This is a genomic window from Streptomyces radicis (genome assembly GCF_003626575.1).
Taxonomy (GTDB): Bacteria; Actinomycetota; Actinomycetes; order Streptomycetales; family Streptomycetaceae; genus Streptomyces; species Streptomyces radicis.
On record NZ_RBDY01000005.1, the window covers coordinates 130,681 to 157,462 of the forward strand.

The 26,782-nt window shown below is 73.3% G+C and carries 24 protein-coding genes and 1 pseudogene; 13 read left to right on the forward strand and 12 right to left on the reverse strand.

Annotated elements, in window-relative coordinates; all coding sequences use genetic code 11:
* Window positions 1-3 precede the first annotated feature (3 nt).
* The 5 genes from D7318_RS09985 (at window position 4) to yicI (ending at window position 6,767) form a co-directional block, all read left to right on the forward strand.
* A complete protein-coding gene (locus D7318_RS09985; RefSeq protein ID WP_120696546.1) occupies window positions 4-1,242 on the forward strand; it encodes a sugar ABC transporter substrate-binding protein in 1,239 nt (412 codons plus the stop codon).
* Between the two features lie 8 nt (window positions 1,243-1,250).
* Entirely contained in the window at window positions 1,251-2,138 is an 888-nt protein-coding gene (locus tag D7318_RS09990) for a carbohydrate ABC transporter permease (protein ID WP_120696547.1), read from the forward strand.
* Between the two features lie 119 nt (window positions 2,139-2,257).
* On the forward strand, window positions 2,258-3,010 hold the full coding sequence (locus tag D7318_RS09995; RefSeq protein ID WP_230423623.1) for a carbohydrate ABC transporter permease: 753 nt from the start codon (window positions 2,258-2,260) through the stop codon (window positions 3,008-3,010).
* Window positions 3,011-3,024: 14 nt separating this feature from the next.
* Window positions 3,025-4,464, forward strand: coding sequence for a GH1 family beta-glucosidase (locus tag D7318_RS10000; RefSeq protein ID WP_120696548.1), 1,440 nt, complete (start codon window positions 3,025-3,027; stop codon window positions 4,462-4,464).
* The gene (gene yicI, locus D7318_RS10005; RefSeq protein ID WP_120696549.1) at window positions 4,461-6,767 is read left to right on the forward strand and encodes an alpha-xylosidase; all 2,307 of its coding nucleotides are present in this window, start codon (window positions 4,461-4,463) and stop codon (window positions 6,765-6,767) included. The genes D7318_RS10000 and yicI overlap by 4 nt, the downstream gene beginning before the upstream one ends.
* Here the strand turns inward: yicI and D7318_RS10010 are convergent.
* Window positions 6,686-7,276 carry an SET domain-containing protein gene (locus D7318_RS10010; protein ID WP_120696550.1) on the reverse strand — a complete coding sequence of 197 codons (591 nt, stop codon included), beginning with the start codon at window positions 7,274-7,276 and terminating at the stop codon, window positions 6,686-6,688. The two genes, yicI and D7318_RS10010, sit on opposite strands and share 82 nt — an antisense overlap.
* 65 nt (window positions 7,277-7,341) lie before the next feature.
* On the opposite strand from D7318_RS10010, the gene D7318_RS10015 reads away from it, so the two are divergent.
* Together D7318_RS10015 and D7318_RS10020 are read left to right on the forward strand one after the other, a co-directional pair.
* A complete protein-coding gene (locus D7318_RS10015; RefSeq protein WP_120696551.1) occupies window positions 7,342-7,569 on the forward strand; it encodes a hypothetical protein in 228 nt (75 codons plus the stop codon).
* 37 nt (window positions 7,570-7,606) lie between these two features.
* Complete coding sequence (locus D7318_RS10020; protein ID WP_120696680.1) at window positions 7,607-8,266, forward strand: HhH-GDP family DNA glycosylase; 660 nt, start codon at window positions 7,607-7,609, stop codon at window positions 8,264-8,266.
* Here the strand turns inward: D7318_RS10020 and D7318_RS10025 are convergent.
* From D7318_RS10025 to D7318_RS10035, 3 genes are all read right to left on the reverse strand, one after another.
* Window positions 8,242-9,120: an amidohydrolase family protein gene (locus D7318_RS10025; RefSeq protein ID WP_408055468.1), complete on the reverse strand. Its 879-nt coding sequence runs from the start codon at window positions 9,118-9,120 to the stop codon at window positions 8,242-8,244. The two genes, D7318_RS10020 and D7318_RS10025, sit on opposite strands and share 25 nt — an antisense overlap.
* 109 nt (window positions 9,121-9,229) lie before the next feature.
* Complete coding sequence (locus D7318_RS10030; RefSeq protein ID WP_120696553.1) at window positions 9,230-10,570, reverse strand: enolase C-terminal domain-like protein; 1,341 nt, start codon at window positions 10,568-10,570, stop codon at window positions 9,230-9,232.
* A 128-nt stretch (window positions 10,571-10,698) separates the two neighbouring features.
* On the reverse strand, window positions 10,699-11,886 hold the full coding sequence (locus D7318_RS10035; protein WP_408055469.1) for an MBL fold metallo-hydrolase: 1,188 nt from the start codon (window positions 11,884-11,886) through the stop codon (window positions 10,699-10,701).
* 189 nt (window positions 11,887-12,075) lie between these two features.
* Here D7318_RS10035 and D7318_RS10040 point away from each other — a divergent pair, with 189 nt between their 5' ends.
* The 5 genes from D7318_RS10040 (at window position 12,076) to D7318_RS10060 (ending at window position 15,400) form a co-directional block, all read left to right on the forward strand.
* Window positions 12,076-12,834, forward strand: a complete 759-nt coding sequence (locus D7318_RS10040) for a DUF7134 domain-containing protein (protein ID WP_120696554.1) — start codon at window positions 12,076-12,078, stop codon at window positions 12,832-12,834.
* A gap of 55 nt (window positions 12,835-12,889) precedes the next feature.
* The gene (locus D7318_RS10045; RefSeq protein ID WP_120696555.1) at window positions 12,890-13,396 is read left to right on the forward strand and encodes a gluconokinase; all 507 of its coding nucleotides are present in this window, start codon (window positions 12,890-12,892) and stop codon (window positions 13,394-13,396) included.
* 97 nt (window positions 13,397-13,493) lie between these two features.
* The gene (locus D7318_RS10050) at window positions 13,494-13,727 is read left to right on the forward strand and encodes a hypothetical protein (protein WP_120696556.1); all 234 of its coding nucleotides are present in this window, start codon (window positions 13,494-13,496) and stop codon (window positions 13,725-13,727) included.
* Entirely contained in the window at window positions 13,724-14,128 is a 405-nt protein-coding gene (locus tag D7318_RS10055; protein ID WP_120696557.1) for a hypothetical protein, read from the forward strand. Before D7318_RS10050 ends, D7318_RS10055 begins: the two co-directional genes overlap by 4 nt.
* A 294-nt stretch (window positions 14,129-14,422) precedes the next feature.
* Complete coding sequence (locus D7318_RS10060) at window positions 14,423-15,400, forward strand: phosphotransferase enzyme family protein (RefSeq protein ID WP_147437653.1); 978 nt, start codon at window positions 14,423-14,425, stop codon at window positions 15,398-15,400.
* Here the strand turns inward: D7318_RS10060 and D7318_RS10065 are convergent.
* From D7318_RS10065 to D7318_RS10090, 6 genes are all read right to left on the reverse strand, one after another.
* Window positions 15,349-16,353 (reverse strand): sugar phosphate isomerase/epimerase family protein, encoded by a 1,005-nt coding sequence (locus tag D7318_RS10065; RefSeq protein WP_120696559.1) that lies wholly within the window; start codon window positions 16,351-16,353, stop codon window positions 15,349-15,351. The two genes, D7318_RS10060 and D7318_RS10065, sit on opposite strands and share 52 nt — an antisense overlap.
* A gap of 22 nt (window positions 16,354-16,375) precedes the next feature.
* Window positions 16,376-17,551 carry a Gfo/Idh/MocA family protein gene (locus D7318_RS10070; protein ID WP_120696560.1) on the reverse strand — a complete coding sequence of 392 codons (1,176 nt, stop codon included), beginning with the start codon at window positions 17,549-17,551 and terminating at the stop codon, window positions 16,376-16,378.
* Between the two features lie 40 nt (window positions 17,552-17,591).
* Window positions 17,592-18,656: a substrate-binding domain-containing protein gene (locus tag D7318_RS10075; protein ID WP_120696561.1), complete on the reverse strand. Its 1,065-nt coding sequence runs from the start codon at window positions 18,654-18,656 to the stop codon at window positions 17,592-17,594.
* 30 nt (window positions 18,657-18,686) lie between these two features.
* Window positions 18,687-19,739 (reverse strand): ABC transporter permease, encoded by a 1,053-nt coding sequence (locus D7318_RS10080; protein WP_120696562.1) that lies wholly within the window; start codon window positions 19,737-19,739, stop codon window positions 18,687-18,689.
* Entirely contained in the window at window positions 19,736-21,259 is a 1,524-nt protein-coding gene (locus D7318_RS10085; protein WP_120696563.1) for a sugar ABC transporter ATP-binding protein, read from the reverse strand. The genes D7318_RS10080 and D7318_RS10085 overlap by 4 nt, the downstream gene beginning before the upstream one ends.
* Before the next feature lie 190 nt (window positions 21,260-21,449).
* On the reverse strand, window positions 21,450-22,637 hold the full coding sequence (locus D7318_RS10090) for an ROK family transcriptional regulator (protein WP_120696564.1): 1,188 nt from the start codon (window positions 22,635-22,637) through the stop codon (window positions 21,450-21,452).
* Window positions 22,638-23,092: 455 nt separating this feature from the next.
* On the opposite strand from D7318_RS10090, the gene D7318_RS33835 reads away from it, so the two are divergent.
* Window positions 23,093-23,980, forward strand: coding sequence for a phosphatase PAP2 family protein (locus D7318_RS33835; protein ID WP_408055470.1), 888 nt, complete (start codon window positions 23,093-23,095; stop codon window positions 23,978-23,980).
* A gap of 55 nt (window positions 23,981-24,035) precedes the next feature.
* On the opposite strand, the pseudogene D7318_RS10100 reads toward D7318_RS33835, so the two are convergent.
* A pseudogene (locus tag D7318_RS10100) lies at window positions 24,036-26,471 on the reverse strand (class III lanthionine synthetase LanKC N-terminal domain-containing protein); the annotation flags it as partial.
* Between the two features lie 55 nt (window positions 26,472-26,526).
* Window positions 26,527-26,706 (reverse strand): hypothetical protein, encoded by a 180-nt coding sequence (locus D7318_RS10105; protein WP_120696567.1) that lies wholly within the window; start codon window positions 26,704-26,706, stop codon window positions 26,527-26,529.
* Between the last annotated feature and the right edge of the window lie 76 nt (window positions 26,707-26,782).

Consider the following 26,782-nt stretch of genomic DNA (forward strand, 5'->3'; position numbering starts at 1 on the left):
CCGATGCGATCGAGATCCGGGCGCAGAGCCGCGCCCGCCGTGGCCCTGGCCCTGGCCGGTGCCGTGACCGCCGCCGGGCTCTCCGGCTGCGCCGCCGAGCCCGACCCCGGCACCGTCACGGTGCTCAACTCGGCGACCGACACCGCCGAGCACGAGGCCAACCAGGACTTCTTCGACCGCTGCGCCGAGCCGCTCGGCCTGCGGGTCGAGCAGGTGAGCGTGCCCGCCGACCAGGTCGCGTCGAAGGCGCTGCGCATGGCCTCGTCCGACTCGCTGACCGACATCCTCGAGCTCGACGGCTCCGAGCTGCCGCAGTTCGCGGAGACGGACGGGCTGCGGCCGATCGACGAGGTCGGCGTGGACACCTCGGGGCTCTCCGACAGCGCGAACGCGCTCGGCTCCCACGACGGGGTCCAGTACGGCGTGGCCCGCTCCGTCAACTCGCTCGCGCTGGTCTACAACACGGCGCTGCTGGCCGAGGCGGGCCTCGAACCTCCGGCCACCTGGGAGGAGTTGGAGACCACCGCGGCCGCGCTGACCCAGGGCGACACCTATGGCATGGCGTTCAGCGCCAGCCCGAACGCGGACGGCGTCTACCAGTTCCTGCCGTTCTTCTGGTCGGCGGGCGGCGACGAGGCGCGGCTGGACGACGGCGCGGGCGCGCCCGCGCTCCAGCTGTGGAAGGACCTGGTGGACGACGGGTCCGCCTCGCGCTCCGTCGTCAACTGGAACCAGCAGGACGTCAACGACCAGTTCATATCGGGGCGGGCCGCGATGATGATCAACGGCCCGTGGCAGGTGCCCGTGCTGAGCGCGCAGGACGACGTGGACTGGGCGGTGGCCAGCATCCCGGTGCCCGAGGCGGGCGGCGACCCGGTCCCGCCGATCGGCGGCACGGTGATGGCGGTGCCGAGGAACGACGGGGACCGCGAGCGCGAGGAGAACGCGGGCCGCGTCCTGACGTGCCTCAACTCCGAGGAGAACCAGCTGGCCTGGGGCGAGCGCGTGAACAACGTGCCCACCCGCGCCTCGGCCGCGGCGGCCTACCGCGAGCAGAACCCCGAGCTCGCGCCGTTCGCCGACCTGGTGCTGACCGCGCGGTCGCGCACCGGCGAGGTGGGCACCCGCTGGCCGGTCGTGGAGACGGCGCTCGCGGGCGCGTTCCAGTCCGTGCTGACCGGCAGGCAGTCGCCCGACGACGCGCTCGGCACCGCCCAGCGCCAGGCCACGGCCGGGGAGTGAGGACGACGATGCGCTCCCGACGGCTCACGCGGTGGCTCTTCGTGGCCCCCGCCCTGGCCTATCTGCTGGCCTTCTTCGGCTATCCCCTGGTCCGCAACGTGGTGATGAGCTTCCAGGAGTTCACGCCGCGCACGTACTTCACCGGCGAGGCACCGTTCAACGGGCTCGACAACTGGCGGCGGGTCTTCGACAACGACCTGTTCGGCGACGCGCTGTGGCAGACGATCCTGTTCACCGTGGGGTCGCTCGCGGGCCAGTTCACCCTCGGCCTCGCCCTCGCGGTCTTCTTCTCGCGGCGCTTCCGCCTCTCGGGCTTCGTCCGGGCGATCCTGCTGCTGCCCTGGCTGGTGCCCATGGTGGTCTCCGCGGTGGTCTGGCGGCGGATCATGGACGAGGACCATGGCGTGCTCAACAGCTTCCTCGGCACCGTCGGCCTCTCGTCCGACGGCGTGCCCTGGCTGAGCAGCCCCAGCGTGGCGCTGCTCTCGGCGATCCTGGTGAACATCTGGATCGGCATCCCGTTCAACATGGTGATCCTCTACGGCGGGCTCCAGGAGATCCCGCGCGAGCTGTACGAGGCGGCCGCGCTCGACGGGGCGAGCCCGTGGCGGACGTTCCGCAGCGTGACGCTTCCGCTGCTGCGGCCCGTGGTGACCGTGGTGCTTGTCCTCGGGTTCATGTCCACGATCAAGATCCTCGACCTGATCCTGGCGCTGACCGGCGGCGGGCCCGCCGACTCCACCCAGACCTTGGGCACGCTCACCTACCAACTGTCGTTCCTCCAGCTCGACTTCGGCCAGGGCGCGGTGGTCGGAAATGTCCTCATCCTCATCAGCGCCGTCTTCGCGGTGCTGTACCTGCGCGTCAACCGCGCCGATCTCAGGGCAGGGAAGTGAGTGCCATGTCAGGGACCGTGACCTCGGGGCACCGTGAACGCGGCCGTGAACGCGGCCGTGAACGCGGCCGGGCCCGGCGCGCCTGGAACACCGCGGCCGCGCTGCTGATCCTCGCGGTGATGCTCTTCCCCGTGTACTGGATGATCAGCACCGCGCTCCAGCCGCACACCAGCATCGCGTCGGCCGATCTGATCCCGACCTCGGCGAGCTTCGAGAACTTCTCCCACGCCCTGGACACCCAGGGCGGCTCGCTGGTGACCAGCCTGGTGGTGTCGCTGGGCGCGGTCGCGGTGTGCCTCGCGCTCGCCGCGCCCGCCGCGTACGGGCTCGCGCACTTCGGGCTCAGGGGCGGGGGCGCCATCGTCTTCTCCACGCTGATCACGCAGATGGTGCCGGGCATCGTGGTGGCCAACGCCCTCTACAGCGCGTATGCCGAGCTGGGGCTGGTCAACTCCTATCTGGGCCTGATCCTGGCCGACGCGTCGCTCGGGCTGCCGTTCGCGATCGTGCTGCTGCGGGCGTTCATGGTGTCCATCCCCACCGAGGTGGTGGAGGCGGCGATGGTGGACGGGGCCAACCGGTTCACCGCGTTCGTCAGGATCGTCCTGCCGATGAGCAGGAACGCGCTGATCACCTCGGGGCTTTTCGCGTTCCTCTTCGCGTGGGCCGACTTCATCTTCGCGCTCACGCTCAACACGACCGACGACGTCAGGCCCGTGACGCTCGGCATCTACCAGTTCATCGGCGCGCATGTGAGCGACTGGGGAGCGGTGATGGCCACGGCCGTTTTGTCGGCGATACCGGCGGCGATACTCCTCGTCGTTGCCCAGAAGTACATCGCCGCCGGGATCGCCGGCGGTTCACTCAAGTGAGGCCGGCCACCGCCATGACTGTCACCGACCGAACCACCGACCGAACCACCGATCCGACCACCGTGCGCGAGGGCGCCGGGTTCCCCCGGTTCCCGCGCGGATTCTTCTTCGGCGCCGCGACCGCCAGCTACCAGATCGAGGGCGCCCACGACGTGGGCGGGCGCGGCCCTTCCATCTGGGACACCTACTGCCGCGAGCCCGGCCGCGTGGCCGAAGGGGCCACCGGCGACATCGCGTGCGACCACTACCACCGCTACCGCGAGGACGTCGCGCTGCTGCGTGAACTCGGCGTGGACAGCTACCGGTTCTCCGTCGCCTGGCCGCGCGTCCAGCCGACGGGCGCCGGGCCCGCCAACGCGGAGGGGCTCGACTTCTACGACCGGCTCGTCGACGAGCTGCTCGCCGCCGGGATCGCCCCGGCCGCCACGCTCTACCACTGGGACCTGCCGCAGGCCCTGGAGGACCGGGGCGGCTGGCGCGTGCGGGAGACTGCGGAGCGTTTCGCCGAGTACACGCGGCTGGTCGTCGACCGGCTCGGCGACCGCGTGGACCGCTGGATCACGCTCAACGAGCCGTTCTGCTCGGCGTTCGTCGGCTACGCCATCGGGCGGCACGCGCCGGGGGCGCGCGAGGGCCGGGGCGCGCTGGCCGCGGCGCACCACCTGCTGGTGGGGCACGGGCTCGCGGTGCGGGCGCTGCGCGAGGCGGGCGCGCGGGAGGTCGGCATCACGCTCAACCCCGACCGGCTGCTGCCCGCGACCGAGTCGCCCGCCGACCTGGCCGCGGTGCGCCGCGCCGAGACGCTGCACAACGCGGTGTGGCTCGACCCGCTGTTCGCCGGGCGCTACCCCGAGCACGAGCGGGAGACCTGGGGCGATCTCGCCGACGGCTCCTACCGGCGGGAGGGCGACCTGATCACGATCGCCGCCCCGTTGGACTTCGTCGGCGTCAACTACTACCGGCCGATCACCATCGCCGACGCGCCGCACCGCGCGGCCGACCCCGCGGCCCGCACGGCCGTGGACATCGGCGTCGAGGAGTCCTGGCGGCAGGACGTGCGGCGCACGACGATGGGCTGGCCCGTCGTCCCGCACACGTTCACCGATCTGCTGGTCGACCTCGGCCGGCGCTACCCGGAGCTGCCGCCGGTGATCATCACCGAGAACGGTTCGGCCGAGGACGACTCCGTCGCCGACGACGGGCAGGTCCACGATGCCGACCGGGTCGCCTACCTCCGCGACCATCTGCACGCCCTGGCCGCGGCCGTGGACGCGGGCGTCGATGTGCGCGGGTACTACGTCTGGTCGCTCATGGACAACTTCGAGTGGGCCTTCGGCTACGCGAAGCGCTTCGGCATCGTCCGCGTCGACTACGACACCCTCGAACGACTCCCGAAGGACAGCTATCGCTGGTACCGGGAGCTGATAGCCCACCACAAGCAGGAGTGGCAGTGAAGTTCACCGACGGCTACTGGCTCATCCGCGACGGCGTCTCGGCGGCGTTCGCCAAGCAGGTCGCCGACACGACGGTCCTGGACGACCGCCTCGTCCTCCACGCGGCCGTGCGCCCCGTCGAGGTGCGCGGGCACACCCTCAACTCCCCGCTGCTCACGGTCGAGTGCCACGCCCCGGCCGATGGCGTCATCGCGGTCAGGTCGACGCACCACGCGGGAACGGCGGAGCGCGGGCCGCGCTTCCCGCTCGCCGGGGATCCGGGGCACCGGGCGAAGACGGCCGTGGACGGCTCGGTCGTCGAGCTGTCGAGCGGCTCGCTCACGCTGCGCGTGGACACCGCGGCGCCCTGGCGCCTCGACTTCGTCGCCGAGGGGCGCGTGCTCACCTCGGCCGGGAAGCGCGGCACGGGCTTCGTCACGACGGAGGATGGGCGGCAGCACGCGCTCGGCCAGCTCTCGCTCGGCGTGGGCGAGCTGGTGTACGGGCTCGGCGAGCGGTTCACGCCGTTCACGCGCAACGGCCAGTCCGTCGACATCTGGCAGGCGGACGGCGGCACGGCCAGCGAACAGGCCTACAAGAACGTGCCGTTCTACCTCACCAACCGCGGCTACGGCGTCTTCGTCAACCACCCGGGCCAGGTCTCCTACGAGATCGGCTCCGAGGCGGTCGGGCAGGCGCAGTTCAGCGTCGAGGGCCAGTCGATCGAGTACCTGGTCATCCACGGGCCGACGCCCAAGGAGATCCTGGACCGCTACACGGCGCTGACCGGCCGCCCCGCGCTCCCGCCCGCGTGGTCGTTCGGGCTCTGGCTTTCCACGTCGTTCACGACCGACTACGACGAGGCGACCGTCAGCCGCTTCGTCCAGGGCATGGCCGAGCGCGACATCCCGCTGAGCGTCTTCCACTTCGACTGCTTCTGGATGCGCGAGTACCAGTGGTGCGACTTCACCTGGGACCCCGCGGTCTTCCCCGACCCCGAGGGCATGCTCGCCCGGCTCAAGGAGCGCGGGCTGCGCGTCTCGGTCTGGATCAACCCCTACATCGGGCAGAAGTCCCCGCTGTTCGCCGAGGCGGCGCGGCACGGCTTCCTGCTGCGCAGGCCCAACGGCGACGTGTGGCAGTGGGACATGTGGCAGGCCGGGATGGCGCTGGTGGACTTCACCAACCCCGAGGCCAGGCGCTGGTACGCGGACAAGCTGCGGGCCCTGGCCCGGCAGGGCGTGGACTGCTTCAAGACGGACTTCGGCGAGCGGGTCCCCACGGACGTCGTCTGGTACGACGGCTCGGACCCCGAGCGGATGCACAACTACTACACGCAGCTCTACAACGAGACGGTGTTCGGCGTGCTCACCGAGCGGCGCGGGGAGGGCGAGGCGGTCCTGTTCGCGCGCTCGGCGACGGCGGGCGGGCAGAAGTTCCCGGTGCACTGGGGCGGCGACTGCGAGTCCACGTTCGAGGCGATGGCCGAGTCGCTGCGGGGCGGCCTGTCGCTGGGCCTGTCCGGGTTCGGCTTCTGGAGCCATGACATCGGCGGCTTCGAGGGCACCCCGACGCCCGCGCTGTTCAAGCGGTGGGTGCAGTTCGGGCTGCTGTCGTCGCACAGCAGGCTGCACGGCAGCAACTCCTACCGGGTCCCGTGGGACTACGACGAGGAGGCGGTGGCCGTCACCCGGGACTTCACTCGCCTCAAGCACCGGCTGATGCCCTATCTGGCGGGCGCGGCGCGCGAGGCGGCCGAGCGGGGCGCGCCGGTGATGCGCGCGATGCTGCTCGAGTTCCCCGACGACCCCGGCTGCCACACGCTGGACCGCCAGTACATGCTGGGGTCCGACCTGCTGGTGGCGCCGGTGTTCAGCGAGGACGGCGCCGTCGACTACTACGTGCCCGAGGGGACGTGGACGCACGTGCTCACCGGCGAGCCGGTGCGCGGCGGCGGCTGGCGGCGCGGGCGGTTCGGCTTCGACAGCCTGCCGCTGCTGGCCCGCCCCGGGTCGGTGATCCCGTTCGGCGCGGCCGACGACGCGCCCGTGTACGCGTGGGCGGACGGCGTGACGCTGCGGGTGCACGCGCCCGACGAGGGCGGCGAGACCGTCACCACGGTGCCATCGCCCGACGGCGGCGAGCCGACGACGTTCACCACCCGGCGCGAGGGCGACGCGGTGACCGTGCGCGCGGCGAACGCCCCCGGGCCGTGGCGCGTCATGCTCGCGGGTCCCGAGGGCTACGGCGAGCCGGTGGCCGTGTCGGAAGGCGGCACGTCGCTCACGGTCCCGCTGGCCGGGTCCGCGGGGTCCGCGGGGTAACGCCCCTGGCCGTCGCTGTCGATCTTGGCCAGGAGGGCGGGGGTCCAGCGGCGGCCGTAGGCGGCCCTGAGGGACGCCAGGCGCCAGTCGGCGCCCGTGACCCTGCCCCGGCACAGGGCGCTCCCGCAGCGGCACTCCATCGACCACGCCTCCACGCCGGTCATGGTGGCGTAGTCCGAGGTCAGCTCCTCGCCCTCGGCGATGGCGCGGCGGGCCTCGAGGGTCACGGCGTCCCGGTGCCACAGGTTGGGGTCGCACGCGTGGTTGCCCAGGCTCGCGGGGTGCTCGGGGTCGGTGACCATGTGCAGCCCCGGGGCCACGGTGAAGCTGCTCGGCGGGGAGGTCGCGGCCAGCTCGGCGTCGTCGATCAGCGGCCCGCCCAGCCGCGCCACGACCTCGCCCTCCGCGATGGGGGCGGTGGCGAACAGGCCACGGCCCTGGATCGGTGAGCCGCGCACCTCGGCGCGCGGGGTCAGCCAGCACTCGGTCGGCGGATCGACGGCGTCCACGCGGTGACGCTACCCGCGTTTCACCGGCCGACGCCCGGGCACTCGGCGCCGCGAGGTGGTGCAGCATGCCTGAACCGGGCAGCAAGAAGTACGACATTCACCGCGCCCATGGGCGCAAGGCCGCCGAGGACCAGGGCGTTCCCGACCGGCACGCCAACGCGGAGGCCAAGAAGTCCCTGGAAGAGGACCCCAAGTGGCGCCCGAGCGGGCCCCGCACCGAGCGCGGGCGCGGGCCGCTGTCCGAGCGCGCCGAGCGGGAGGCGTTCAGGGACCTCAGGCCGGAGACGGACTGAGCCGCCGGGCCTGACGGACTCCCTGGAGGTGATCGGCATGAGCGAGCGGACGGAGAGGACGGCGCGGGCCCTGCTCGAACGCTGTGGGGAGACCTACGCCGAGCAGGCGGGCATCCGCCTGCGGAACACACCCGCGCCGCTGTACCAGGCGCTCGTCCTGGCGCATCTGCTCTCGGCGCGCATCCGCGCCGATGTGGCGGTGGCCGCGGCGCGCGCGCTGTTCGACGCGGGGATGACGACCCCGCGGCACATGGCGGACGCCACGTGGCAGCAGCGGGTGGACGCGCTGGGCGTGGGCGGCTACCGCCGCTACGACGAGCGCACCGCGCGCCAGCTGGGGGACGGCGCCGAGCTGGCGCTGCGCGAGTACGGGGGCGACGTGCGCGGGCTGCGGGGCGACGACGTGGCCGAGCGGCTGCGGGCGTTCCCCGGGATCGGCCCGATGGGCGTGGACATCTTCCTGCGGGAGGCCCAGGCCGTGTGGCCCGAGCACGTCCCCTACATCGACGGCAAGGCGCAGGACGGCGCCGAGCGCGTGGGCCTGCCGCGCTCCCCAGGGGCGCTGGGCGGGCTGGTCGAGGATCGCGAGGTGCCGAGGCTGACCGCGGGCCTGGTGCGCGTCGCGCTCGACAAGGACCTCGCCCATGAGGTCAGGGAGCGGGCCGCGGGACGTCAGCCGGGGAAGCCGAGGCCGTAGACGCGCGAGGCCGTCCGGCCGAAGACGGCGGCGCGCTCGTTGGCGTTCAGCTGGGACGTGAGCGCGCGGGCCAGCGTCAGCACCTCGTCGTAGCGCGCGGCGAGGGTGCACACCGGCCAGTCCGAGCCGAACATCAGCCGGTCGGGGCCGAACGCGCCGATCACCGTGTCCGCGTAGGGGCGCAGCCCCTCGGTGGTCCAGGACGCCCAGTCGGCCTCGGTGACCATGCCGGAGAGCTTGCAGAACGTGTTGGGCAGCGCGGCGAGGCGGGCGATGTCCCCGGCCCATGACCCGATCTCGCCCGAGGCGATCGGCGGCTTGGCCAGGTGGTCGAGGACAAAGGTCACCTCGGGCAGCAGGGCGGCGACCTCGACGGCCGCGGGCAGCTGGTGGGGCAGGACAAGCAGGTCGTAGACGAGCCCGGCGGCGCCCACGGCGAGCAGCCCGCGCCGCACGTCGTCGCGCAGCAGCCAGCGGGGGTCGGGCTCGCCCTGGACCTGGTGGCGGATGCCGGTCAGCAGCCCGCCGCCGGGCGCGTCGACGAGGGCAGCCAGCGCGTCGGCCACGCCGGGGTCGGTCAGGTCGGTCCAGCCCACGACCCCGGCGATCAGGTCGGACGAGGCGGCGACGGCGAGCAGCTCGGGCGTCTCGTCCGGCACCGTCACCGTCTGCACGACGACGGTGGCCGTCACGCCCGCGGCGCGCGCCTCGGCGTCGAGGTCGGCCACGGTGAAGTCCCGGCGGATGGGCGCCATGGCCTCCCCGGTGATCCAGTCCTGGTCGCGGACGGCGAGGTCCCACAGGTGGTGGTGGGCGTCGATGACGGGGGCGGTCATAGCTCCTCCGGAACTCATTTCTCCTCCGGGACTCATATCGCCTCAGGAACGGGGACGTCGGCGGGCACCGGACGTGCGGCGCGGGGCTCGTCCCCGGGGCCGCCGCCGCGGGCGTGACCCGGGTCGTTCACGTGCCCGGCACCTCCCGCGGCGCCAGCTCGGCGGCCCAGAACTCGCCGTCGGGATAGGCATATTCGGCGAGGGTCGTGGGGCGCATCGCGGCGGAGAAGCCGGGGGTGCTCGGCGCCTGGTACCGGCCGCTGACGACCCGGGCGGGGTCGAGGAAGTGCTCGTGCAGGTGGTCGACATACTCGAGGACGCGGCCCTCGGTGGTGCCGCTGAGGGCGACCTGGTCGAACATCGCCAGGTGCTGCACCAGCTCGCACAGACCGACGCCCCCGGCGTGCGGGCAGACGGGCACGCCGTGCTTGGCGGCGAGCAGGAGGATGGCGAGGTTGTCGTTGACCCCGGCGACGCGTGCGGCGTCGAGCTGCACGATGTCGATCGCGCGGGCCTGGAGGAGCTGCTTGACGATCACTCGGTTCGGCGCGTGCTCGCCCGTGGCCACCTTGACGGGGGCGACGGCCTCGCGGATCGCGGCGTGCCCGAGGACGTCGTCGGGGCTCGTGGGCTCCTCGATCCAGTAGGGGTCGAACTCGCGCAGGGCGTTGACCCAGGCGATGGCGTCGTCGACGTCCCAGCGCTGATTGGCGTCGATGGCGATGCGCACGTCGGGGCCCACGGCGGCGCGGGCCACGCGCAGCCTGCGGATGTCGTCGTCGATGTCGGCGCCGACCTTGAGCTTGATCTGCGGAAACCCCTCGGCGACGGCCCGCTCGGCCAGCCGGGTGAGCTTGGCGTCGGAGTATCCGAGCCAGCCGGGCGACGCGGAGTACGCGGGGTAGCCGTGGGCGCGCAGCTCGGCGGCGCGCTCGGCGGAGCCCTCCTTGCCGCGGCGCAGCAGGTCGAGCGCCTCGGCGGGGGTGAGGGCGTCGGTCAGGTAGCGGAAGTCGACCTGGGAGAGCAGCCACTCGGGGTCGGCGTCGGCGAGCAGCCGCCACAGCGGCTTGCCGGCGCGCCGGGCGGCCAGGTCCCACGCGGCGTTCACCACGGCGCCGATGGCCATGTGCATCACGCCCTTCTCGGGGCCGAGCCAGCGCAGCTGGCTGTCCCCGGTCAGGTCGCGGTAGAGCGTGCCGGGGTCGGCGGCGAGCTCGTCGGCGTCCCGGCCGACCACATAGGGGGCGAGCGCGCGGATGGCGGCCACCTGCACGTCGTTCCCGCGCCCGATGGTGAACGCGAGGCCATGGCCGTCCGGCTCGCCGTCCGCCGAGGTGTGGAGGGTGACATAGGCCGCGGAGTGGTCGGGGTCGGGGCTCATCGCGTCGGAGCCGTCCAGCTCCCGCGAGGTGGGGAACCGGATGTCATGCGTCTCGATGGCGGTGATCCGCGCGGAGCGTGGCGGCATGAACGGACCTTCCAGGGGGGACGGCGCTCTGCGGGCACCCTAAAGCCGCACGTGACCCCCCACAAGTAAACAGACGGCCCCGGTGGGGCATGGCCCCCGCCGCCAGACCGACCCGCCGGGGCGACCGCTCAGCCGTCCGCCGGGCGGGCGTTGAGCGAGGGGTCGGGGGTGCGGGCGCCGGGCGCGGGGCGGACGGCGACCGACTCCCACCACGAGCTGACCGGCAGCCCGGCCGCGGGCTCGAACGACTCCCCTGGCCTGGGCACCGCCACCGTGACATCGACCGCCTTGGCCTCGGCCACCGTGCGCTCGGCGGGCTCGTCCCACGGGTGCATCGCGAGGTTGAACGTGCCCCAGTGGATCGGCAGCAGCACGCCGTGCGGGGCGCCGCCCGAGACATCGAGGTGCGCGCGCACGCCCTCCTCAGGCGTCATGTGGATGTCCGGCCAGTACGCGCTGCTGTAGGCGCCTATCTGGACCATGGTGGCGTCGAACGGGCCATGCTCGGCGCCTATCTCGGCGAAGCCGGGGAAGTACCCGGTGTCGCCCGAGTGGTAGACACGGTGCTCGGGCCCGGCCACCACCCAGGACGCCCACAGCGTCTGCCAGCGGTCCCGCAGGCCGCGGCCGCAGAAGTGCTGCCCGGGGGTGGCGGTCAGGGTGAGCCCGCCGACGGTCGCCGACTCGTGCCAGTCCAGCTCGACGACGCGCGCCTCGGGGACGCCCCAGCGCTCCAGGTGCGCCCCGACGCCGAGCGGCACGGCGAACACGGCGTCGCCCGCGATCAGCTCCCTGATGGTGGACATGTCGAGGTGGTCGTAGTGGTCGTGGGAGATGACCACCACGTCGAGGCGCCCGAGCTCGGCGAGCGCGACCGGCACGGGGTGCAGCCGCTTGGGCCCGGCGAAGGAGAACGGGGAGCAGCGCTTGCCGAAGACCGGGTCGAACAGCACCCGGTGGCCGTCGATCTCGGCGAGCACGCTGGCGTGCCCGAGCCAGGTCAGCCGCAGGCCCGAGGCCGGGACGTCGGTCGGGGCGGCGGGGCGGGCCAGGGGCACGGGACGGGCCGGGGTCCTGCGCAGCCGCTCGCCGCGCCGGGCGAAGTCCCGCACCATGGACAGCGCGTCCCCGAACCCGGCCATGCGCACCGGCCTTTCGTTGCGGAAGGCGCCGTCGCGGTACTGCGGGGAGCGGCGGACGCGCTCGAGGCGCTCGCCCGTGGGCCTGGCCCCGAACGACGCGGGCCCCAGCCTGGCGAGCACGGAGGGGCGGGACGACTTCTCGGAGACGGGCACTCGGGACGGCGAATCGGACACGGGGACCTCCAAGAACGCGGCTGCCGCAACTCTAATCGACCGGGGTGACAACCGGTCACCCTGCGCGAGGAGGAGAGGCGAACGGGGGTTTCCCCGGGGGTTTCTCCACCCGTGAGTGGAGGAGCACCCGCCGCGGAATCGCCCGCAGGGCCGACCCGTTCACGCCGTCGCGGCCTTACCCTGGCCGCCATGGAGCGTCCATTCGATGGTGTGCGACGGCACTCGGCGACGGTGGACCTCTTCCTCGCCGCACTCGTGCTCGCCCTGTGCGCGGTGAACATCGTCGTCGACCCCTCGCTGCGCGGCCACGACGGCGCGCTCGCGGTCCTGTTGACGCTCTCCCTCACGCTGGGCGTCGTCCTGCGGCAGCGGGTCCCCGAGGGCACCCTGCTCCTCGCGCTGTTCGCGTGCCTGGCCCAGATCGTGTGGGAGAACGAGTCGTTGTGGGCGCCGAGCCTGGCCGTCTACGTCATCATCTGCGCGGTGGCCGACCGGGGCGCCACGTGGGCGGCGCGGCTCGCGCTGTTCGGCGGGATCGGCGCCGCGGTGCTCGCGGCGGTGCGGGAGTCGCGCGGCGCGGAGGGCACGGCCGAGCTGGTGATCGGCTGGTCGGTGCCGTTGACGCTGGCCTGGGCGATCGGCTACCGGGCGCGCTGCCGCCGCTGCCTGGGCAGGCAGCTGGCCGAACGCGCCGAGACCGCCGCGCTGATGCGCTCCGCGCGGCGCGAGGCGGCGCTCGCGACCCAGCGGATCGAGATCGTGCGCGAGATGTACGACATCACGGGGCAGCGGGTGGCGGGCATGGTGGTGCAGGCCGAGGCGGCCGACCGCGTGCTCGACGCGGCGCCCGGGCAGGCGCGGCAGGCGCTCGGCGCGATCGTGAGCAACGGCCGCGAGTCGGAGACGGATCTGCGCCGGACGTGGGGGCTGCTGTCGCCACGGGACTGACGCCGGGGGGCGCGGGCGTTTGGTCAACGCGCGTGCGGCGCCGGATAGTGGGCGCATGGCATCTTCCACGATCATCGTGATGGGCGTCTCGGGCTCGGGAAAGACGACCGTCGCCGAGGGGTTGGCGCGGCGGCTCGACGTCCCGTTGGCCGAGGCCGACGACTTCCACCCGCCGGCCAACGTGGCCAAGATGTCGGCGGGCACCCCGCTGACCGACGAGGACAGGGCGCCCTGGCTCGACGCGCTCGGCGCGTGGCTTGCCGAGCGGGACCTGGCGGGCGGCGGTGGCGTGATGACGTGCTCGGCGCTCAAGCGGCGCTACCGCGACCGGCTGCGCGCGGCGTCGCCCGACGTCTTCTTCGTCCATCTCACCGGCGACTTCGACCTCATCGAACGCCGGATGCGGGAGCGGAAGGGCCACTTCATGAAGGCGGGCCTGCTGCGGTCGCAGTTCGCCGACCTGGAGCCGCTCCAGCCGGACGAGCACGGCGTGGCCATCGACATCGGCCCGGCGCCCGACGAGCTGGTGGAGCGGGCGGCGGAGGCCGTTCAACGCGCGTGAGCCCGCGGGGCGTTGGGCGGGCGGCACGTCTGGAAGGATGGCCGTGGGACCGCCGCGCCACTGGGGAGGCACCGTGACGATCCACAGATTGCCGACCATGAGGAACGACGAGCCGGAGCCGTTCCGTGAGATGTGGGTCACCTCGCTCGACGAGGCCGTGAGCGCGCTGAGGGCCGCCCAGGAGCTCGGCCTCGGCGTCGAGGTGCGGAACGTGATGCACCCCGACCCCGAGGACGAGGACGCCTCGTCGGAGTGGTGGGAGATCCGCCTGTTCGGCGAGGTCCCCGAGGAGGACCCCGACGAGGACGAGGGAGAGGCGGACGACGAGTGAGGGCCGCGACGCCCGCGCCCCTCGACCAGCCCTTCGAGATCCGCATCGGCGTCTACGCGACCGCCGAGGACGCGGCCCGGGTCGCCACGGGGTGCCGTCGGCTGCTCGACGCGGGCCCGTCGCGGTTCTCGCTTGCGCTCGCTGAACGGCCGCGGGGGGACGACCTCTACGAGGAGCTGCCCGAGCAGTGGCGGGCCGAGTACCCGGGCGCGGATCCCGGCGCACGGGCGGTCCATGAGGTCACGGTCGACGTGGTGACGACGCGGGAGCGCGCGAACGCCCTGTGCACGGCCCTGACCCACACGATCTGCCCCGACCCCGACCACGCCTCCCCCTGCCCGATCCCCTGGTCCTCGGCCTGCCTGCGGGGCCGCCCGAGCGACGGTATGAGCGGCAGATGAGCAGCGGCCCGGCCCGCCGAAGACGGTTGTCCACCGGGGCGACCCGGTGGTGCGGGTGACCGACACCGTCGGCGGGCGCCCACGCCGCGGGCACGGCGCTCGTGGAGTACGGCCTCCCGGGTCGGCGTCGCCGAGGGCGACGGCCATCACGACATCCGAGACCGCCTCGCCGCCGCAGAGACGCCGTAGCATGGTCCGCGTGAGGTGAGTCCTGGCGGGTGTTCGAGCCCGCGCCCGAGGTCAGTGCCCTTGCCGCGGTCGGCGGGGGCTTCTCGTCGATCCCGGAGACTCACCGTGTCACCCACTTCCCCGCACCCGCGGGCCATCTCCCTTGCCCTGGCGGCCCATTGGGGCCTCGCCGACGCCGAAGTCACCGTTCTGGACGGTGGCGGGATGAACTCGCGCACGTTCACCGTCAGGGAGGGCGGCGCCCGTTGGGTCGCCAAGGCCGTGCCCCTGGACGCGCCCCACCTGGCCGCCTTCCGTGTGGGGCTGCCGCTCGCCGTCCGCGTCGCGGCGGCCGGGATCCCGACCGGGGCGCCCGTCGCGGCGTTCGGCGGTGACCTCTCGGTCGACGTCGACGGCCACGCCGTCGCGCTGCTGCGCTGGCTTGGCGGCGAGGAGTTGACCGGGGAGGGCGAGCGCGACCTGGTGGACATGGGCGCCACCCTCGGGCGGGTCCACGCCGTGCTGCGCGGCGCCGCCGTGGCCCCGGCGCCGCTGGGCCACCCGGCCGACTCGGAGGACGTGCTCGCGCTGCGGCCCTGGATCCGCCCGGCGCTCGACGGCGTCATGAAGCGGCTCGCGGCGCTCGACCCCGCGACGCTCACATGGGGCCCGGTGCACGGCGATCCCGCGCCCGAGGCCTTCCGCCGCGACCAGGCCACGGGCGTGTGCGGGCTCATCGACTGGGGCGCGGCGGGGTGCTGGCCGTTGATGTACGACGTGGCGTCGGCCGTGCTCTACGGCGGCGGGCCCGAGCGGGCCGAGCCGCTGCTGCGCGCGTATCTGCGGGAGGGGGTGCTCGCCGCGGAAGAGGTGGAGCGGGCGCTGATGCCCCTGCTCGACTTCCGGTATGCCATCCACGCCGCCTACTACGCGGGGCGGATCCTGCGGGGTGACCGGACGGGGAGCGTTGATCCTGGGAAGAACGAGGCCGAGCTCGAGGAAGCCCGCCGGTGGTTGGAGGGGCCCGCGCCGGGGAGGCGCGGGCCCGCGGCTCAGGAGTCGCCGCCGAAGGCCGAGTCGAACGAGGCCGTGGGCGGAGGGTAGTCGAACGCCTTCAGGCGGGCCAGGGCCTCGGGGGCGCCCGCGAGGCGGTCCATGCCCGCGTCCTCCCACTCGACCGAGATGGGCCCGTCGTAGCCGATGGCCGTCAGCATCCGGAAGACGTCCTCCCACGCCACGTCGCCGTGGCCCGCGGAGACGAAGTCCCAGCCGCGCCTGGGGTCGCCCCACGGGAGGTGGGAGCCGAGGCGGCCGTTGCGGCCGTCGAGGCGGCGGCGGGCCTCCTTGCAGTCCACGTGGTAGATGCGGTCCTGGAAGTCGTACAGGAAGTTGACCGGGTCGAGGTCCTGCCAGACGAAGTGACTCGGGTCGAAGTTCAGCCCGAACGCCGGGCGGTGGTCGACCGCTTCGAGGGCGCGCTTGGTCGTCCAGTAGTCATAGGCGATCTCGCTCGGGTGTACTTCATGCGCGAAACGGACGCCCTCGGCGTCGAAGACGTCGAGGATCGGGTTGAACCGCTCCGCGAAGTCCTCGTAGCCCCGGTCGATCATGCCGGGCGGCACCGGCGGGAACATGGCGACCAGGTGCCAGATCGACGAGCCGGTGAAGCCGATGACGGTCTCGACGCCGAACGCCGCGGCGGCCCTGGCCGTGTCGGCCAGCTCCTTCGCGGCCCGCCGGCGCACGCCCTCGGGCTCGCCGTCGCCCCAGATGCGGGGCGCCAGGATGCCCTTGTGGCGCTCGTCGATGGGGTTGTCGCAGACCGCCTGGCCCAGCAGGTGGTTGGAGATGGCCCAGCACTTCAGGCCGTACTTCTCGAGCAGCGCGTGGCGGCCCGCGAGGTAGTCGGGCTCGGCGAGCGCGCGGTCCACCTCGAAGTGGTCGCCCCAGCAGGCGAGTTCGAGGCCGTCGTAGCCGAAGTCCTTGGCCAGGCGACAGACCTCCTCCAGGGGCAGGTCGGCCCACTGGCCGGTGAACAGGGTGAAGTTCCGTGGCATGGTGCGTCTTCCCTTCAGGTCCTCACTCGGGGGCCGGGACGGGGATGGGCGTGTGGACGGCGTTCTTCTCGGCGCTCTCCTCGACCGCCGCGAGCACCCGCTGCACCTGGAGACCGTCCGCGAAGGTCGGCTCGGGTTGGGCGTTCTCCGCGATGGCGTGCACGAGGTCGCGCGCCTGGTGCGTGAACGTGTGCTCGTAGCCGAGACCGTGCCCCGGGGGCCACCAGCCCTCGAGGTAGGGGTGGTCGGCCTCGGTCACCAGGATGCGACGGAAGCCGCCCTCGGCGTCCGGCAGTGTGTTGTCGTGGAACTCCAGCTCGTTGAGGCGCTCCAGGTCGAACGCCAGCGAGCCGTCGGAGCCGTTGACCTCGACGCGCAGCTGGTTCTTGCGGCCCGCGGCGAACCTGCTGACCTCGAACGAGGCCAGCGCGCCCGAGGCGAGCCGCCCGCTGAAGACGGCGGCGTCGTCCACGGTGACCGCGCCGACCTGCCCGGCCTCTCCCTCGGGCAGGGGGCGCTCCTTGACGAACGTCTCGGTCTGCGCGGAGACGCCGACCAGCAGCTCCCCCGAGAGGTGCTGGGCGATGTCGACGATGTGCGCGCCCAGGTCGCCGAGCGCGCCCGAGCCCGCCTTCTCCTTGCGCAGCCGCCAGGCCAGCGGCATCGCCGGGTCGGCGGCCCAGTCCTGGAGGTAGCTGGCCCTGACGTGGCGCAGGGTGCCGAGTCGGCCCTCGGCGATGAGCTGGCGCGCGAGCGCGAGGGCCGGAACGCGGCGGTAGTTGAAGCCGACCATGGCGAGCTGGCCGCGCCTGCGGGCCGCTATGGCCGCCGCGGTCATCGCCTCGGCCTCCTCGACCGTGTTGGCCAGCGGCTTCTCGCACAGCACGTGCTTGCCCGCCTCCAGGGCGGCGATGGCGATCTCGGCGTGGCTGTCCCCTGGGGTGCAGATGTCCACGAGCGACACGTCGTCGCGGGCGATGAGGGCACGCCAGTCGGTCTCGGCCGCCGCCCAGCCGAGACGGTCGGCGGCGGCCTCGACCCTGGACCGGTCGCGGCCGCACACGGCGGCCATCACGGGCGTGAGCGGCAGGTCGTAGGCGCGCCCAACGGTGCGCCAGCCCTGGGAGTGCGCGGCGCCCATGAAGGCGTAGCCGACCATGCCGACGCCGAGGGGAGGTGCGGGGGTGGAGTACGGCATCTGGTTCCCTGTCGGTTGGGGGTCGGTGGGGGTCTGCTGATCAGTTGAAGCCGGTCGGCAGGTACTGCTCGACGTTGTCGCGGCTGACGACGGCCGAGAAGAGCGTCAGCGAGGACGGGATCTCGAACTCGGCGAGGCCGTTGAGCCCTCTGGCCTGGCCAAGGGCCCTGGCCAGGTCGATGGCGGAGGCCGCCATCGTCGGCGGGTAGAGCACGGTGGCCTTCAGGACCGAGTCGTCGGCCTGGATGTGGTCCATCGCGGCCCGCGATCCCGCGCCGCCGACCATGAGGAACTCGTCGCGGCCCGCCTGGGCGATGGCCTGGAGCGCGCCGGCGCCCTGGTCGTCGTCGTGGTTCCACAGGGCCTCGAACTCGGACTCCGCCTGGAGCAGGTTCGCCATGACCTCCTGGCCCGACTCCGTGGTGAACTCGGCGGCCTGGCGGGCCACCTTGGTGATGTTCGGGTAGTTGGCCAGGGCGTCGTCGAAGCCCTGTGTGCGCTGCTGGGTCAGCTCGAGGTTGTCGGGGCCCGACAGCTCGACCACGCGGGCGTTCTCGACGTCGCGCAGCTGCTCACCGATGAAGTGACCCGCGTTGAGTCCCATGCCGTAATTGTCGCCGCCGATCCAGCAGCGGTATGCCTGGGGGTTGTCGAAGATGCGGTCCAGGTTGATCACGGGCGTCCCGGCGCGCATGATCTCGAGGGCCGTGTCGGTCATGGCCACGCCGTCGGCGGGCAGGATGACCAGCACGTCGACGCCGCCGTTGACCAGGGCCTCCACCTGCCCGATCTGGGTGGCGGTGTCGTTGGAGCCCTCGGCGATCTCGAGGGTGACCTCTTCGTAGATCTCGGCGCGGGCGCGGGCCTGCTCGTTGATCGCGTTGAGCCAGCCGTGGTCGGCCTGCGGGCCCGCGAAGCCGATGGTGACGGGCGCGCCCGCCTCCTCGCTCGCGGCCGGGGCCTGCTGCTCGGTGCCGCCCTCGTCATCGTCGGACTCGTTGCTCGTACATCCGGCGATGAAGAGTCCTGAGGCGGCGGCCGCCCCGCCGAACAGGACGTTTCTGCGGCTGGCGAGCTGGCTCTTGCGTGAGCGTGAGGAGTTCATCGTGATCGACCCTTCGTGGAATACGGGGAGTTATGTGGTGGTGGCGGAGCGGCGCTGGAGCAGGACGGCGGCGACGATGATCGCGCCCTGGGCGATCTGCTGGGCCGCGCTGTCGAGCCCGTTGAGGATGAACAGGTTGGTGATCGTCTGGAAGACCAGGACGCCGAGCACCGAGCCGAGGATGGTGCCGCGGCCGCCGCTGAGCAGGGTCCCGCCGATGATGGCGGCGGCGATGGCGTTCAGCTCGTAGAGGTTGCCGTTGGTGTTCTGGCCCGAGCCGGTGAGGATGACCAGCATGAAGGCGGCGATGCCGCAGCACAGGCCCGACAGGGCGTAGAGCATCAGCCGCTGGCGGCGGACGGCGATGCCCGCGAGGCGGGCGGCCTCGGGGTTGCCGCCGATGGCCACGGTGCGGCGGCCGAAGGTGGTGCGGGTCAGCAGCAGCCAGCCGAGGACGGCCACCACGCCGAAGATGATCACCAGGGGCGGGACGCCGAGGATGAACGAGTCGCGGCGGCTCAGCTCGAGCACGGAGTCCACCGTGACGTTCTGGGTGGTGCCGCCGGTGATCTGGAGCGCCAGGCCGCGGGCCGAGGCCAGCATGGCGAGCGTCGCGACGAACGGCACCATCGGGCCGAACGCGATGAGCGTGCCGTTGACCAGGCCGCAGCCGAGGCCGACGACGACCGCCGTGAACGCCATGCCCCAGAAGCCGAACTCCTGGGTGGCCACCGTGGTGCACCACACGGATGCCAGCGCGACGATCGCGCCGACGGACAGGTCGATGCCGCCGCCGATGATGACGAACGTCACGCCGACGGTGACCACGCCGATGATCGACGCCTGGGTCAGGACCAGTTGGAGGTTGGTCGTGGAGAGGAACGAGTCCGGCTCCGTGATGCCGCCGATCAGGATGAGGATCGCCAGCACGCCGAGGAGCGAGATGGTGTGGATGTCCGTCAGCTTCCCGAGGACGAGGCGGGGGCCCGACCGCCCCCCGGCCTCGGGCGGGGAGGCGCCCGGCGGCTCGCTCTTGGCGAGGGTGGACGACGATGCGGGTTCGGAGGTGGCGCCGTGGGTCACGCCGGGCTCCCTTCCATGACGAGGTCGAGCACCCGGTGCTCGTCGAGCTCCGGGGCGGGGGCGGTGTGGACGACCTGTCCCTCGCGCACCACGAGGATCCGGTCGGCCAGGCCGAGGACCTCGGGGATCTCGCTCGAGACGAGGAGAACGCCCACCCCCTGGTCGGCGAGGCGCCGGATCAGGGCGTACAGCTCGGCCCTCGCGCCGACGTCGACGCCGCGGGTGGGCTCGTCGAGCAGCAGGACCTTGCAGTCGCGCAGCAGCCAGCGGGCCAGGACGGCCTTCTGCTGGTTGCCGCCCGAGAGCGTGCGGATGGCGACGTCGGGGTTGTCGGGGCGCAGCGACAGCTCGCGCGTGTGCTCCCTCGCCGCCTTGCGCTCCCCGCGGCGGTCGAGCCAGCCGCCGGTGGAGAAGCGGGGCAGCGAGGAGATGGAGACGTTGCTCGTGATGGACTCGAGCAGGAACAGCGCCTGCGCCTTGCGCTCCTCGGGGGCCAGGCCGACCCCGGCGCGGACGGCGTCGATCACGTTGCCTGGCCGCAGCTTGCGGCCGTCGACGTGGACGCTGCCCGCGGTGGGGCGGCGGGCGCCGTAGATGGTCTCCAGGATCTCCGAGCGGCCCGAGCCGACGAGGCCGGCGAGGCCGACGATCTCGCCGGGCGCGACGTCGAGGTCGAGGGCGGCGAACTCCCCGTCCCTGGCGAGCCCTTGGACGCTGAGCGCGGGCGTCGCCGAGGTGTCGGCGGTGGGTGGCTCGGGGCGTTCGGGGAAGGGGTGCTCGATGTCGCGGCCGGTCATCAGGGCGACGATGTCGCGCGTGGCGGTGGTGCTCGCGGGCAGGCCGCGGGCGACGGCGCGGCCGTCCTTGAGCACGGTGACCCGGTCGCCGATGCGGCGTATCTCCTCGAGGCGGTGGGAGATGTAGACGATGGCGACGCCCGCCTGGGTGAGGCTGTCGACGATGCGGAAGAGGTTGTTGACCTCGTCGGGGTCGAGCACGGCCGACGGCTCGTCCATGATGATCAGCTGGGCGTCGTGGGAGAGCGCGCGGGCCATGCTGACGATCTGCCGCCCGGCCGCGGAGAGGGTGCTGACGATGCGGTCGGGGCTGATCTCGGGGTGGCCGAGCCTGGCGAGCAGCTCGGCGGTGGCCGTCCTCGCGCTGCCGCGGCGGACGAACCCGGCCTTGGAACGCTCGTTGCCGAGGAAGACGTTCTCGGTGACGGAGACGTGCTCGATGAGGTCGAGCTCCTGGTAGATGGTGGCGATGCCGAGCCGCATCGCCGCGCTGGGCGAGCGGATGACGGTCTGTTCGTTTCGCCAGGTGATCTCGCCACTGTCGGGCTGGTGGGCCCCGGAGACGACCTTGATCAGGGTGGACTTGCCGGCGCCGTTCTGCCCGAGGAGGCAGTGGACCTCGCCTGGGACGACGTCGAGGTCGACGCCCTGAAGGGCGCGGACGCCGGGGAAGGACTTGCTGATGCCGGTCAGCGTGAGTATCGGCGGTGGCGCGCTTGCCATGGCTGGCCTCCTCGGCGATGCCGGTGCGCGGGCGTGCGTGGGCAGGGTCGGGCGTGGGAAGTGCTGCGGCTGCTTCGAGATGGGTCGAACGGTGCGGACAGGTGTGGTGCGGCTTCGTGGTGGCCCGTTGGGGGCGGTCCGTCCGGTGGTCGTGCTGTGGTGCGTCGCGGCGGGGCGGGCCCCGCCTCGGTCAGGTCGGGGTGTAGCTGAACAGGTGATCGCTGATCAGGCGGGCCGCGCCGGTGACCCCGGCGGCGGGCCCGAGTTCGCCCAGGACGATGGGCAGGTTGCCGGTGGCCAGCGGGAGGGACTGCCGGTACACCTGCGTGCGGATGGCGGCGAGCAGCGTGTGGCCGAGCCCGGTGACGCCGCCGCCGATCACCACGAGGGCGGGGTTGAAGAAGCTCACGAGGCCCGCGATGACCTGGCCGGTGCGGTTCCCGCCGTGCCTGATGAGGTCGAGGGCGGCGACGTCGCCCGCCGATGCGGCGGCGGACACGTCGGCGGCCGTGAGGGTGCCCATGGTCTCGAGCCTGCTCGCCAGCTCGGCCGACCGCCCGTCCCTGGCGGCCTCCTCGGCGTCGCGGGCGAGGGCGGCGCCGCCGAAGTACGCCTCGAGGCACCCCCGGTTGCCGCAGGGGCACTGGCGCCCTTCGGCCTCGACCTGGATGTGGCCGATGTCGCCCGCGCTGCCCGTGGCGCCGCGGTGCACCTTGCCGTCGGCCACGATGCCGCAGCCGATGCCGGTGCCGATCTTGACGCAGATGAAGTCCTGCACGGAGTGGGCGACTCCGGCGTGCTGCTCGCCCAGCGCCATGAGGTTCACGTCGTTGTCCACCATGACCGGGCAGCCGAGCTCCTGGCCGAGCGCCTCGCGCACGGGGAAGCCGTCCCAGCCCGGCATGATGGGCGGCGCCACCGGGATCCCGTCGGGGAAGCGTACGGGCCCGGGGACGCCTATCCCGGCGCCGTCGAAGTGCTCGGCGAGGCCGTCGTCCTTGAGCTTGGCCGTCATGGTCAGCACCTGCTCGAAGACGGCGACCGGCCCCTCGCGGACATCCATCGGCGCGGTCAGGTGGCCGAGGATCTCCAACTCGGGTCCGGTCACGGCCACGTCGATCGAGGTGGCGCCGATGTCCACGCCGAGGAAGCGGAGCTGTGGCGCGAGCCTGACGTTGTGCGAACGGCGCCCGCCGCGCGACGCGGCGAAGCCGTCGCCGACCACGAGGCCCGTCTCGAGCAGCCGGTCGATCTCGACGGCGAGCTTGGAACGCGACAGGTCGATCCGGTCGCCGAGCTGAGCCCGCGAGCTCGGGCCGCCGTCGCGCAGCAGGCGCAGCAGGCGCGCCTGATGCACGTTCCCGGGCCGAGCCGTCATCCGCCTCACGCTGTCCCTCCCGCCACCGTCGGCATCGGGCCCCGACGCGAGGTCCGCGCCGGGCTTCGGGTGGGGAATGTAGCAGTGGGCTGGCGGGGTGGGAAGAAGTTCTGCACAAATCGTTAAGACTTTTCCCTCACCGAGGACAAAGCCTCGTCCGGCCCGCCGTGACCTGCCCGAAGGTCCGGACCGGATCAACGGCCGCCGGGCGACCGGCCCGACGGCGCACACGGCGGCGCACGCGCGGCCCCGTGCGACCCTCGTGCGACCCCTGCGGGACGGCGCACAACCGGGGCCCGGGAAATCGTGTGGCGTGCCCGAACGGGGGCAGGAGCAACGTAAACTCACCGCGGGGAACAGAAGATCGAAGCGTGACCTCACCGTGTCCACGCGGCGACGAGTCCGCGCACCGCCAACGCTGCCATTCGGGAATATCGACTATGCCAAGCGCACCTGTGCTGAAGCGTCCTCACCTCACAGGGAAGCGGGAGCGGCCCGCGGCCTCCCCAAGACCCGCGCTGATCCGCGAGCTTCCGCTGGTCATCGCGCTGTACATGGCCTACAAGTTCGGCAGACGCGCGGCCAACGGCCAGTTCGACGACGCCTATGAGAACGCCACGCGCGTATGGGATCTCGAACGCGCCCTGCGGCTGCCGAGCGAGGCGTGGGTGCAGGATCTGGCCATGAACAGCGAGACATTGATCCGCGCGATCAATGTCTACTACGCGACCGTGCACTTTCCGGCCATGGTCGTCTTTCTCGTGTGGATGTACTGGCGCCGTCCCGGCCATTACCTGTGGGTCCGCTGGGTGCTCACCTGGCTCACCGGCGCCGCGCTCGTGCTGCACCTGCTGGTGCCGCTCGCGCCCCCGCGCCTGTTCGCGGGCGCGGGGATGGTGGACACCGGCGTGCTCTACGGGCCCGCGGTCTACGACAAGCCCGAGCCCGACTCGATGGCCAACCAGTTCGCGGCGATGCCCTCGCTGCACGTCGGCTGGGCCGTGTTCATCGCCGTGGCACTCGTCGTGTCGTGCCGCTCGCGGCTGCGCTGGCTGTGGCTGATCCACCCGGCCATCACCCTGGTCGCCGTGGTCGCCACCGCGCACCACTACTGGCTGGACGGCCTGGTGGCCTGCGCCATCCTCGCCGCCGTCCTCGCCGTGCTCAGGCCCCCGTTGAAGGCCCCGGCGCCCGATCGGGCGCCGGATCCGGAGGAGGAGCGGGCCGGGGACCCGGCCGGGGAGCGGGCAGCGGCGCCCGAGCCCACCGGTGGCTCGGCCCCCGCCACGGCCCCCGAGCCACTGACGCCGAGAGCGGCGCACCTGGCGCGCCGGAAGACATGAGCCCGCGCAGAAACGTCAGCACCCCCGCGTAGCCCATCCCGAACGACAGCGGCGCGTCCTGGCTCCCCGGGGCGATCAGCTCGGGCGCGTGGTCGGGCCCGAAGCTGCGCGCCACCAGGTGGCGCGCGGCGCGCTCGGCCGCCGCCCGGTACCGCTCGGCCCCGCCGAGGTGGGCGAGGTCGAGCAGCGCGCTGCCCACCCCGGCGACGCCGCAGCACTGCGACAGGTTCTCCATGCGGGGCACCCACGCGGCGCAGACGTCCCCGGCCAGCTCCGCGGCCCGGCCCAACTCCGGCTCGTCGAGCACCGCGTGGGCGTGCGCGAGGGCGCTGGCCGCCCCGGCCATGCCCTGGCACCACGACGCCGCCACGGGCACGGCCGAAGGGCCGGCGGCCAGCGCCGCCAGCTCCGCCGTCCGCCGGGCCAGCCGCCAGGAGCGCACCGCCGCCGCCCACCCCACCTCCGGGTCGCCGGTGCGCGCGGCGAGACCGGTCAGGAAGTCGACGATCCCGGCCAGGCCGTGGGCGTGCCCGAACGTCGGGTCGAGGCCCGCGCCCGGCGCGAAGCCCGTCTCCCGGTCCACGCCGAGCAGCGGCTCGTCCCTGGCCATCAGCGCCTCCGCGGCCTCGCGGGCGGCGGCGAGGTGCGCGGGGTCGCCCGTGGCGTCGGCGAGCAGCAGCGCGCCGAGCCCGCGCCCCGCCGCGCCCCCGAACACGTCGTCGTGCGGCGCGCCGGGCGCGCCGGGCGCCGCCTCCCGCGCCTCGAACCCGGCGGCCTCGGCGCGCGCCAGGAACAGGGCGATGCCGGTCGTGCCCGCGAACAGGCCATCGGCGAGCGGCACTCGGCGCGTGGCGGCCGAGGCGTGCGTGACCAGGGCGCGCAGCGCCTCGGGCACGCCGGGGCGCTCGGTGTGGTGGAGGAGCTCGAGGCCGAGGCCCGCGCTCCCGCTGTAGACGCTGCCGTCCACCGCGCCGACGTCGTGCGCCCCGCCGCCCTCGCCATACGTCCCGACGCCGGCGAGCAGCAGCTCGAGCACGCGCTCGGCCAGCACCGCGGCCGGGTCACGGGGCAGCGGCGGAACGGCGGGCAGCGGGCGCGGACCAGGCCCGTTCCGCCCGGTGGGCCAGCGCCCCGCGGCCAGGGTGGCGAGCGCCGCGGTGGCGCGTTCCTCGTCCGCGTCGAGCAACGCGCCCACCGCGCCGACCACATGGCCAGGCGCGGCGCCGTGCGGCGGGGCCAGCGTCTGGAGCGCGCGCTGCCGCGCCAGCTCGCGCGTGACGGGCGCGGCGACGGGCGTGAGCCCCGTGGCCGCGAAGGCCAGGGTCATGCCGAGCGCGAAGCAGTCGTCCCCCGGCGTCGGCGGCTCGCCGCGCAGCTGCGCGGGAGGCGAGAACCCCGGTGTGCCGCCCGGCAGATGGACGCCGTCGAGCGCGGCGAGGCCGAAGTCGACGAGGAACGCCCGGCGCCCGCCGAGCACCACGTTGCGCGGGGTGATGTCCCGCATGAGGACGCCCCTCCGGTGCAACGCGGCGACCGTGGCGGCCAGTTGGAAGGCGAGCCGGGTGAACGCCTCGGGCGGCGGCGTGCCTCGGGTGCGGACGTGGTCGAGCAGGTTGACGGCGCCGACGTCGGGCGTCACCAGGAACTCGTCGGGCCCGTGCGCGAAGTGGTCGAGGAAGTCGGGGACCCCGTCGAGCCCTTGGCACGCCGTGAGCGCCCGGCGCTCGTTGCGCAGCCGGGTGCGCGCGTCGCCCGCGCGCCCCTCCCCCACATGCGCGCGCGCCTGTTTGACGATGACGCGGCGGCCCGAGCGGGTGTCCCTGGCCCTGAACACGTTGCCGTGCGCGGCGCGGTAGATGCCCCTGAGCAGCCGGAACCGGCCCCCCAGCGTCTCCCCCGCCCCTTCGGCGCCGTCGGGTCCTTGGGCGTCATCGGGCTTGTCAGGCTTCGCGTCGCCCCCGAACGGGTCGGTCACCCACGGCGGTTGGCGGTACTCCAGCGTCGCCACCGCGTCGAACGTCTCCCCGTCGGGCCCCGGGATCCTGATGCCGAGGTCGCCCCTCGGGCCCGCGGACCAGCGCGTGGCGAAGGGGCCGTAGCGGTAGTACACCGGCGCGTCGTCGGCAACCCGCCGGTCGCTGAGCACGCGCGGCCCCTCGTGGCCGCGCAGCAGCCCGGCCAGCGCGAGCCCGAGATCCCGCACCCGGCGCGGCTCCGGATACACGGTGACGGCCTTGCCGACGGCCGCGGGCGACTCCCGGCCGCCGTTGATCCGGGTCAGCGCGGTGTCGGAGCGCGCCAGCTTGAAGTGGCAGCGCTCGGCGAGCAGCACGGGGAGCAGCGCCTCGGCCAGCGCGGGGAACGTCAGGGGTCGCGCCGAGACATGCAGCTTCCAGCCGTGTTCGCCCAGTGGGACGCCGTCGGGCGCGACGGTGAGCCAGGAGCCGCGGACGCGCAGGGTGTGCCCCGCCTCGCCGAGGCCCCCGGCCATGGCCCGCCGGACCAGCTCATCGGCGCTCCAGGTCAGCCCGGGGTGCACGCCGGGCTCAGCGGGCGTAACTGTTGCCGGTGGCCTGGCAGTTCCCGCCGGTGCCGGTGATGCAGACGCAGCTCACCGGGCACCGGTCGGCCGCGTGCGCGGCGCTCTCCACCAGGTCGAAGTCGACCCGCGGCTCGACGACACGGTCGCCGGCCCGGCGCGGAACGAGGTCTGACAAGGCTTGCATGGACCCTCCCGACGTCTCCCCCATATGCGGATATGGCCGTGCGGGCTTCGAAGGTAACACCGGGGAGCCGCGCTGC

Excerpts from the sequence above, each read along its gene's own strand:
- D7318_RS10030 (WP_120696553.1), bottom strand. The coding sequence starts at position 10,570 with ATGCCGCCACGCTCCGCGCGGATCACCGCCATCGAGACGCATGACATC.
- D7318_RS10020 (WP_120696680.1), top strand. The coding sequence starts at position 7,607 with ATGAGCGAGCGGACGGAGAGGACGGCGCGGGCCCTGCTCGAACGCTGT.
- D7318_RS10105 (WP_120696567.1), bottom strand. The coding sequence starts at position 26,706 with ATGCAAGCCTTGTCAGACCTCGTTCCGCGCCGGGCCGGCGACCGTGTC.
- D7318_RS09995 (WP_230423623.1), top strand. The coding sequence starts at position 2,258 with ATGCTCTTCCCCGTGTACTGGATGATCAGCACCGCGCTCCAGCCGCAC.
- D7318_RS10075 (WP_120696561.1), bottom strand. The coding sequence starts at position 18,656 with ATGAACTCCTCACGCTCACGCAAGAGCCAGCTCGCCAGCCGCAGAAAC.
- D7318_RS10040 (WP_120696554.1), top strand. The coding sequence starts at position 12,076 with ATGGAGCGTCCATTCGATGGTGTGCGACGGCACTCGGCGACGGTGGAC.
- D7318_RS10065 (WP_120696559.1), bottom strand. The coding sequence starts at position 16,353 with ATGCCACGGAACTTCACCCTGTTCACCGGCCAGTGGGCCGACCTGCCC.
- D7318_RS10085 (WP_120696563.1), bottom strand. The coding sequence starts at position 21,259 with ATGGCAAGCGCGCCACCGCCGATACTCACGCTGACCGGCATCAGCAAG.
- D7318_RS10015 (WP_120696551.1), top strand. The coding sequence starts at position 7,342 with ATGCCTGAACCGGGCAGCAAGAAGTACGACATTCACCGCGCCCATGGG.
- D7318_RS10070 (WP_120696560.1), bottom strand. The coding sequence starts at position 17,551 with ATGCCGTACTCCACCCCCGCACCTCCCCTCGGCGTCGGCATGGTCGGC.
- D7318_RS09990 (WP_120696547.1), top strand. The coding sequence starts at position 1,251 with ATGCGCTCCCGACGGCTCACGCGGTGGCTCTTCGTGGCCCCCGCCCTG.
- D7318_RS09985 (WP_120696546.1), top strand. The coding sequence starts at position 4 with ATGCGATCGAGATCCGGGCGCAGAGCCGCGCCCGCCGTGGCCCTGGCC.
- D7318_RS10090 (WP_120696564.1), bottom strand. The coding sequence starts at position 22,637 with ATGACGGCTCGGCCCGGGAACGTGCATCAGGCGCGCCTGCTGCGCCTG.
- D7318_RS10045 (WP_120696555.1), top strand. The coding sequence starts at position 12,890 with ATGGCATCTTCCACGATCATCGTGATGGGCGTCTCGGGCTCGGGAAAG.
- D7318_RS10050 (WP_120696556.1), top strand. The coding sequence starts at position 13,494 with ATGAGGAACGACGAGCCGGAGCCGTTCCGTGAGATGTGGGTCACCTCG.
- D7318_RS10000 (WP_120696548.1), top strand. The coding sequence starts at position 3,025 with ATGACTGTCACCGACCGAACCACCGACCGAACCACCGATCCGACCACC.
- D7318_RS10025 (WP_408055468.1), bottom strand. The coding sequence starts at position 9,120 with ATGAGTTCCGGAGGAGCTATGACCGCCCCCGTCATCGACGCCCACCAC.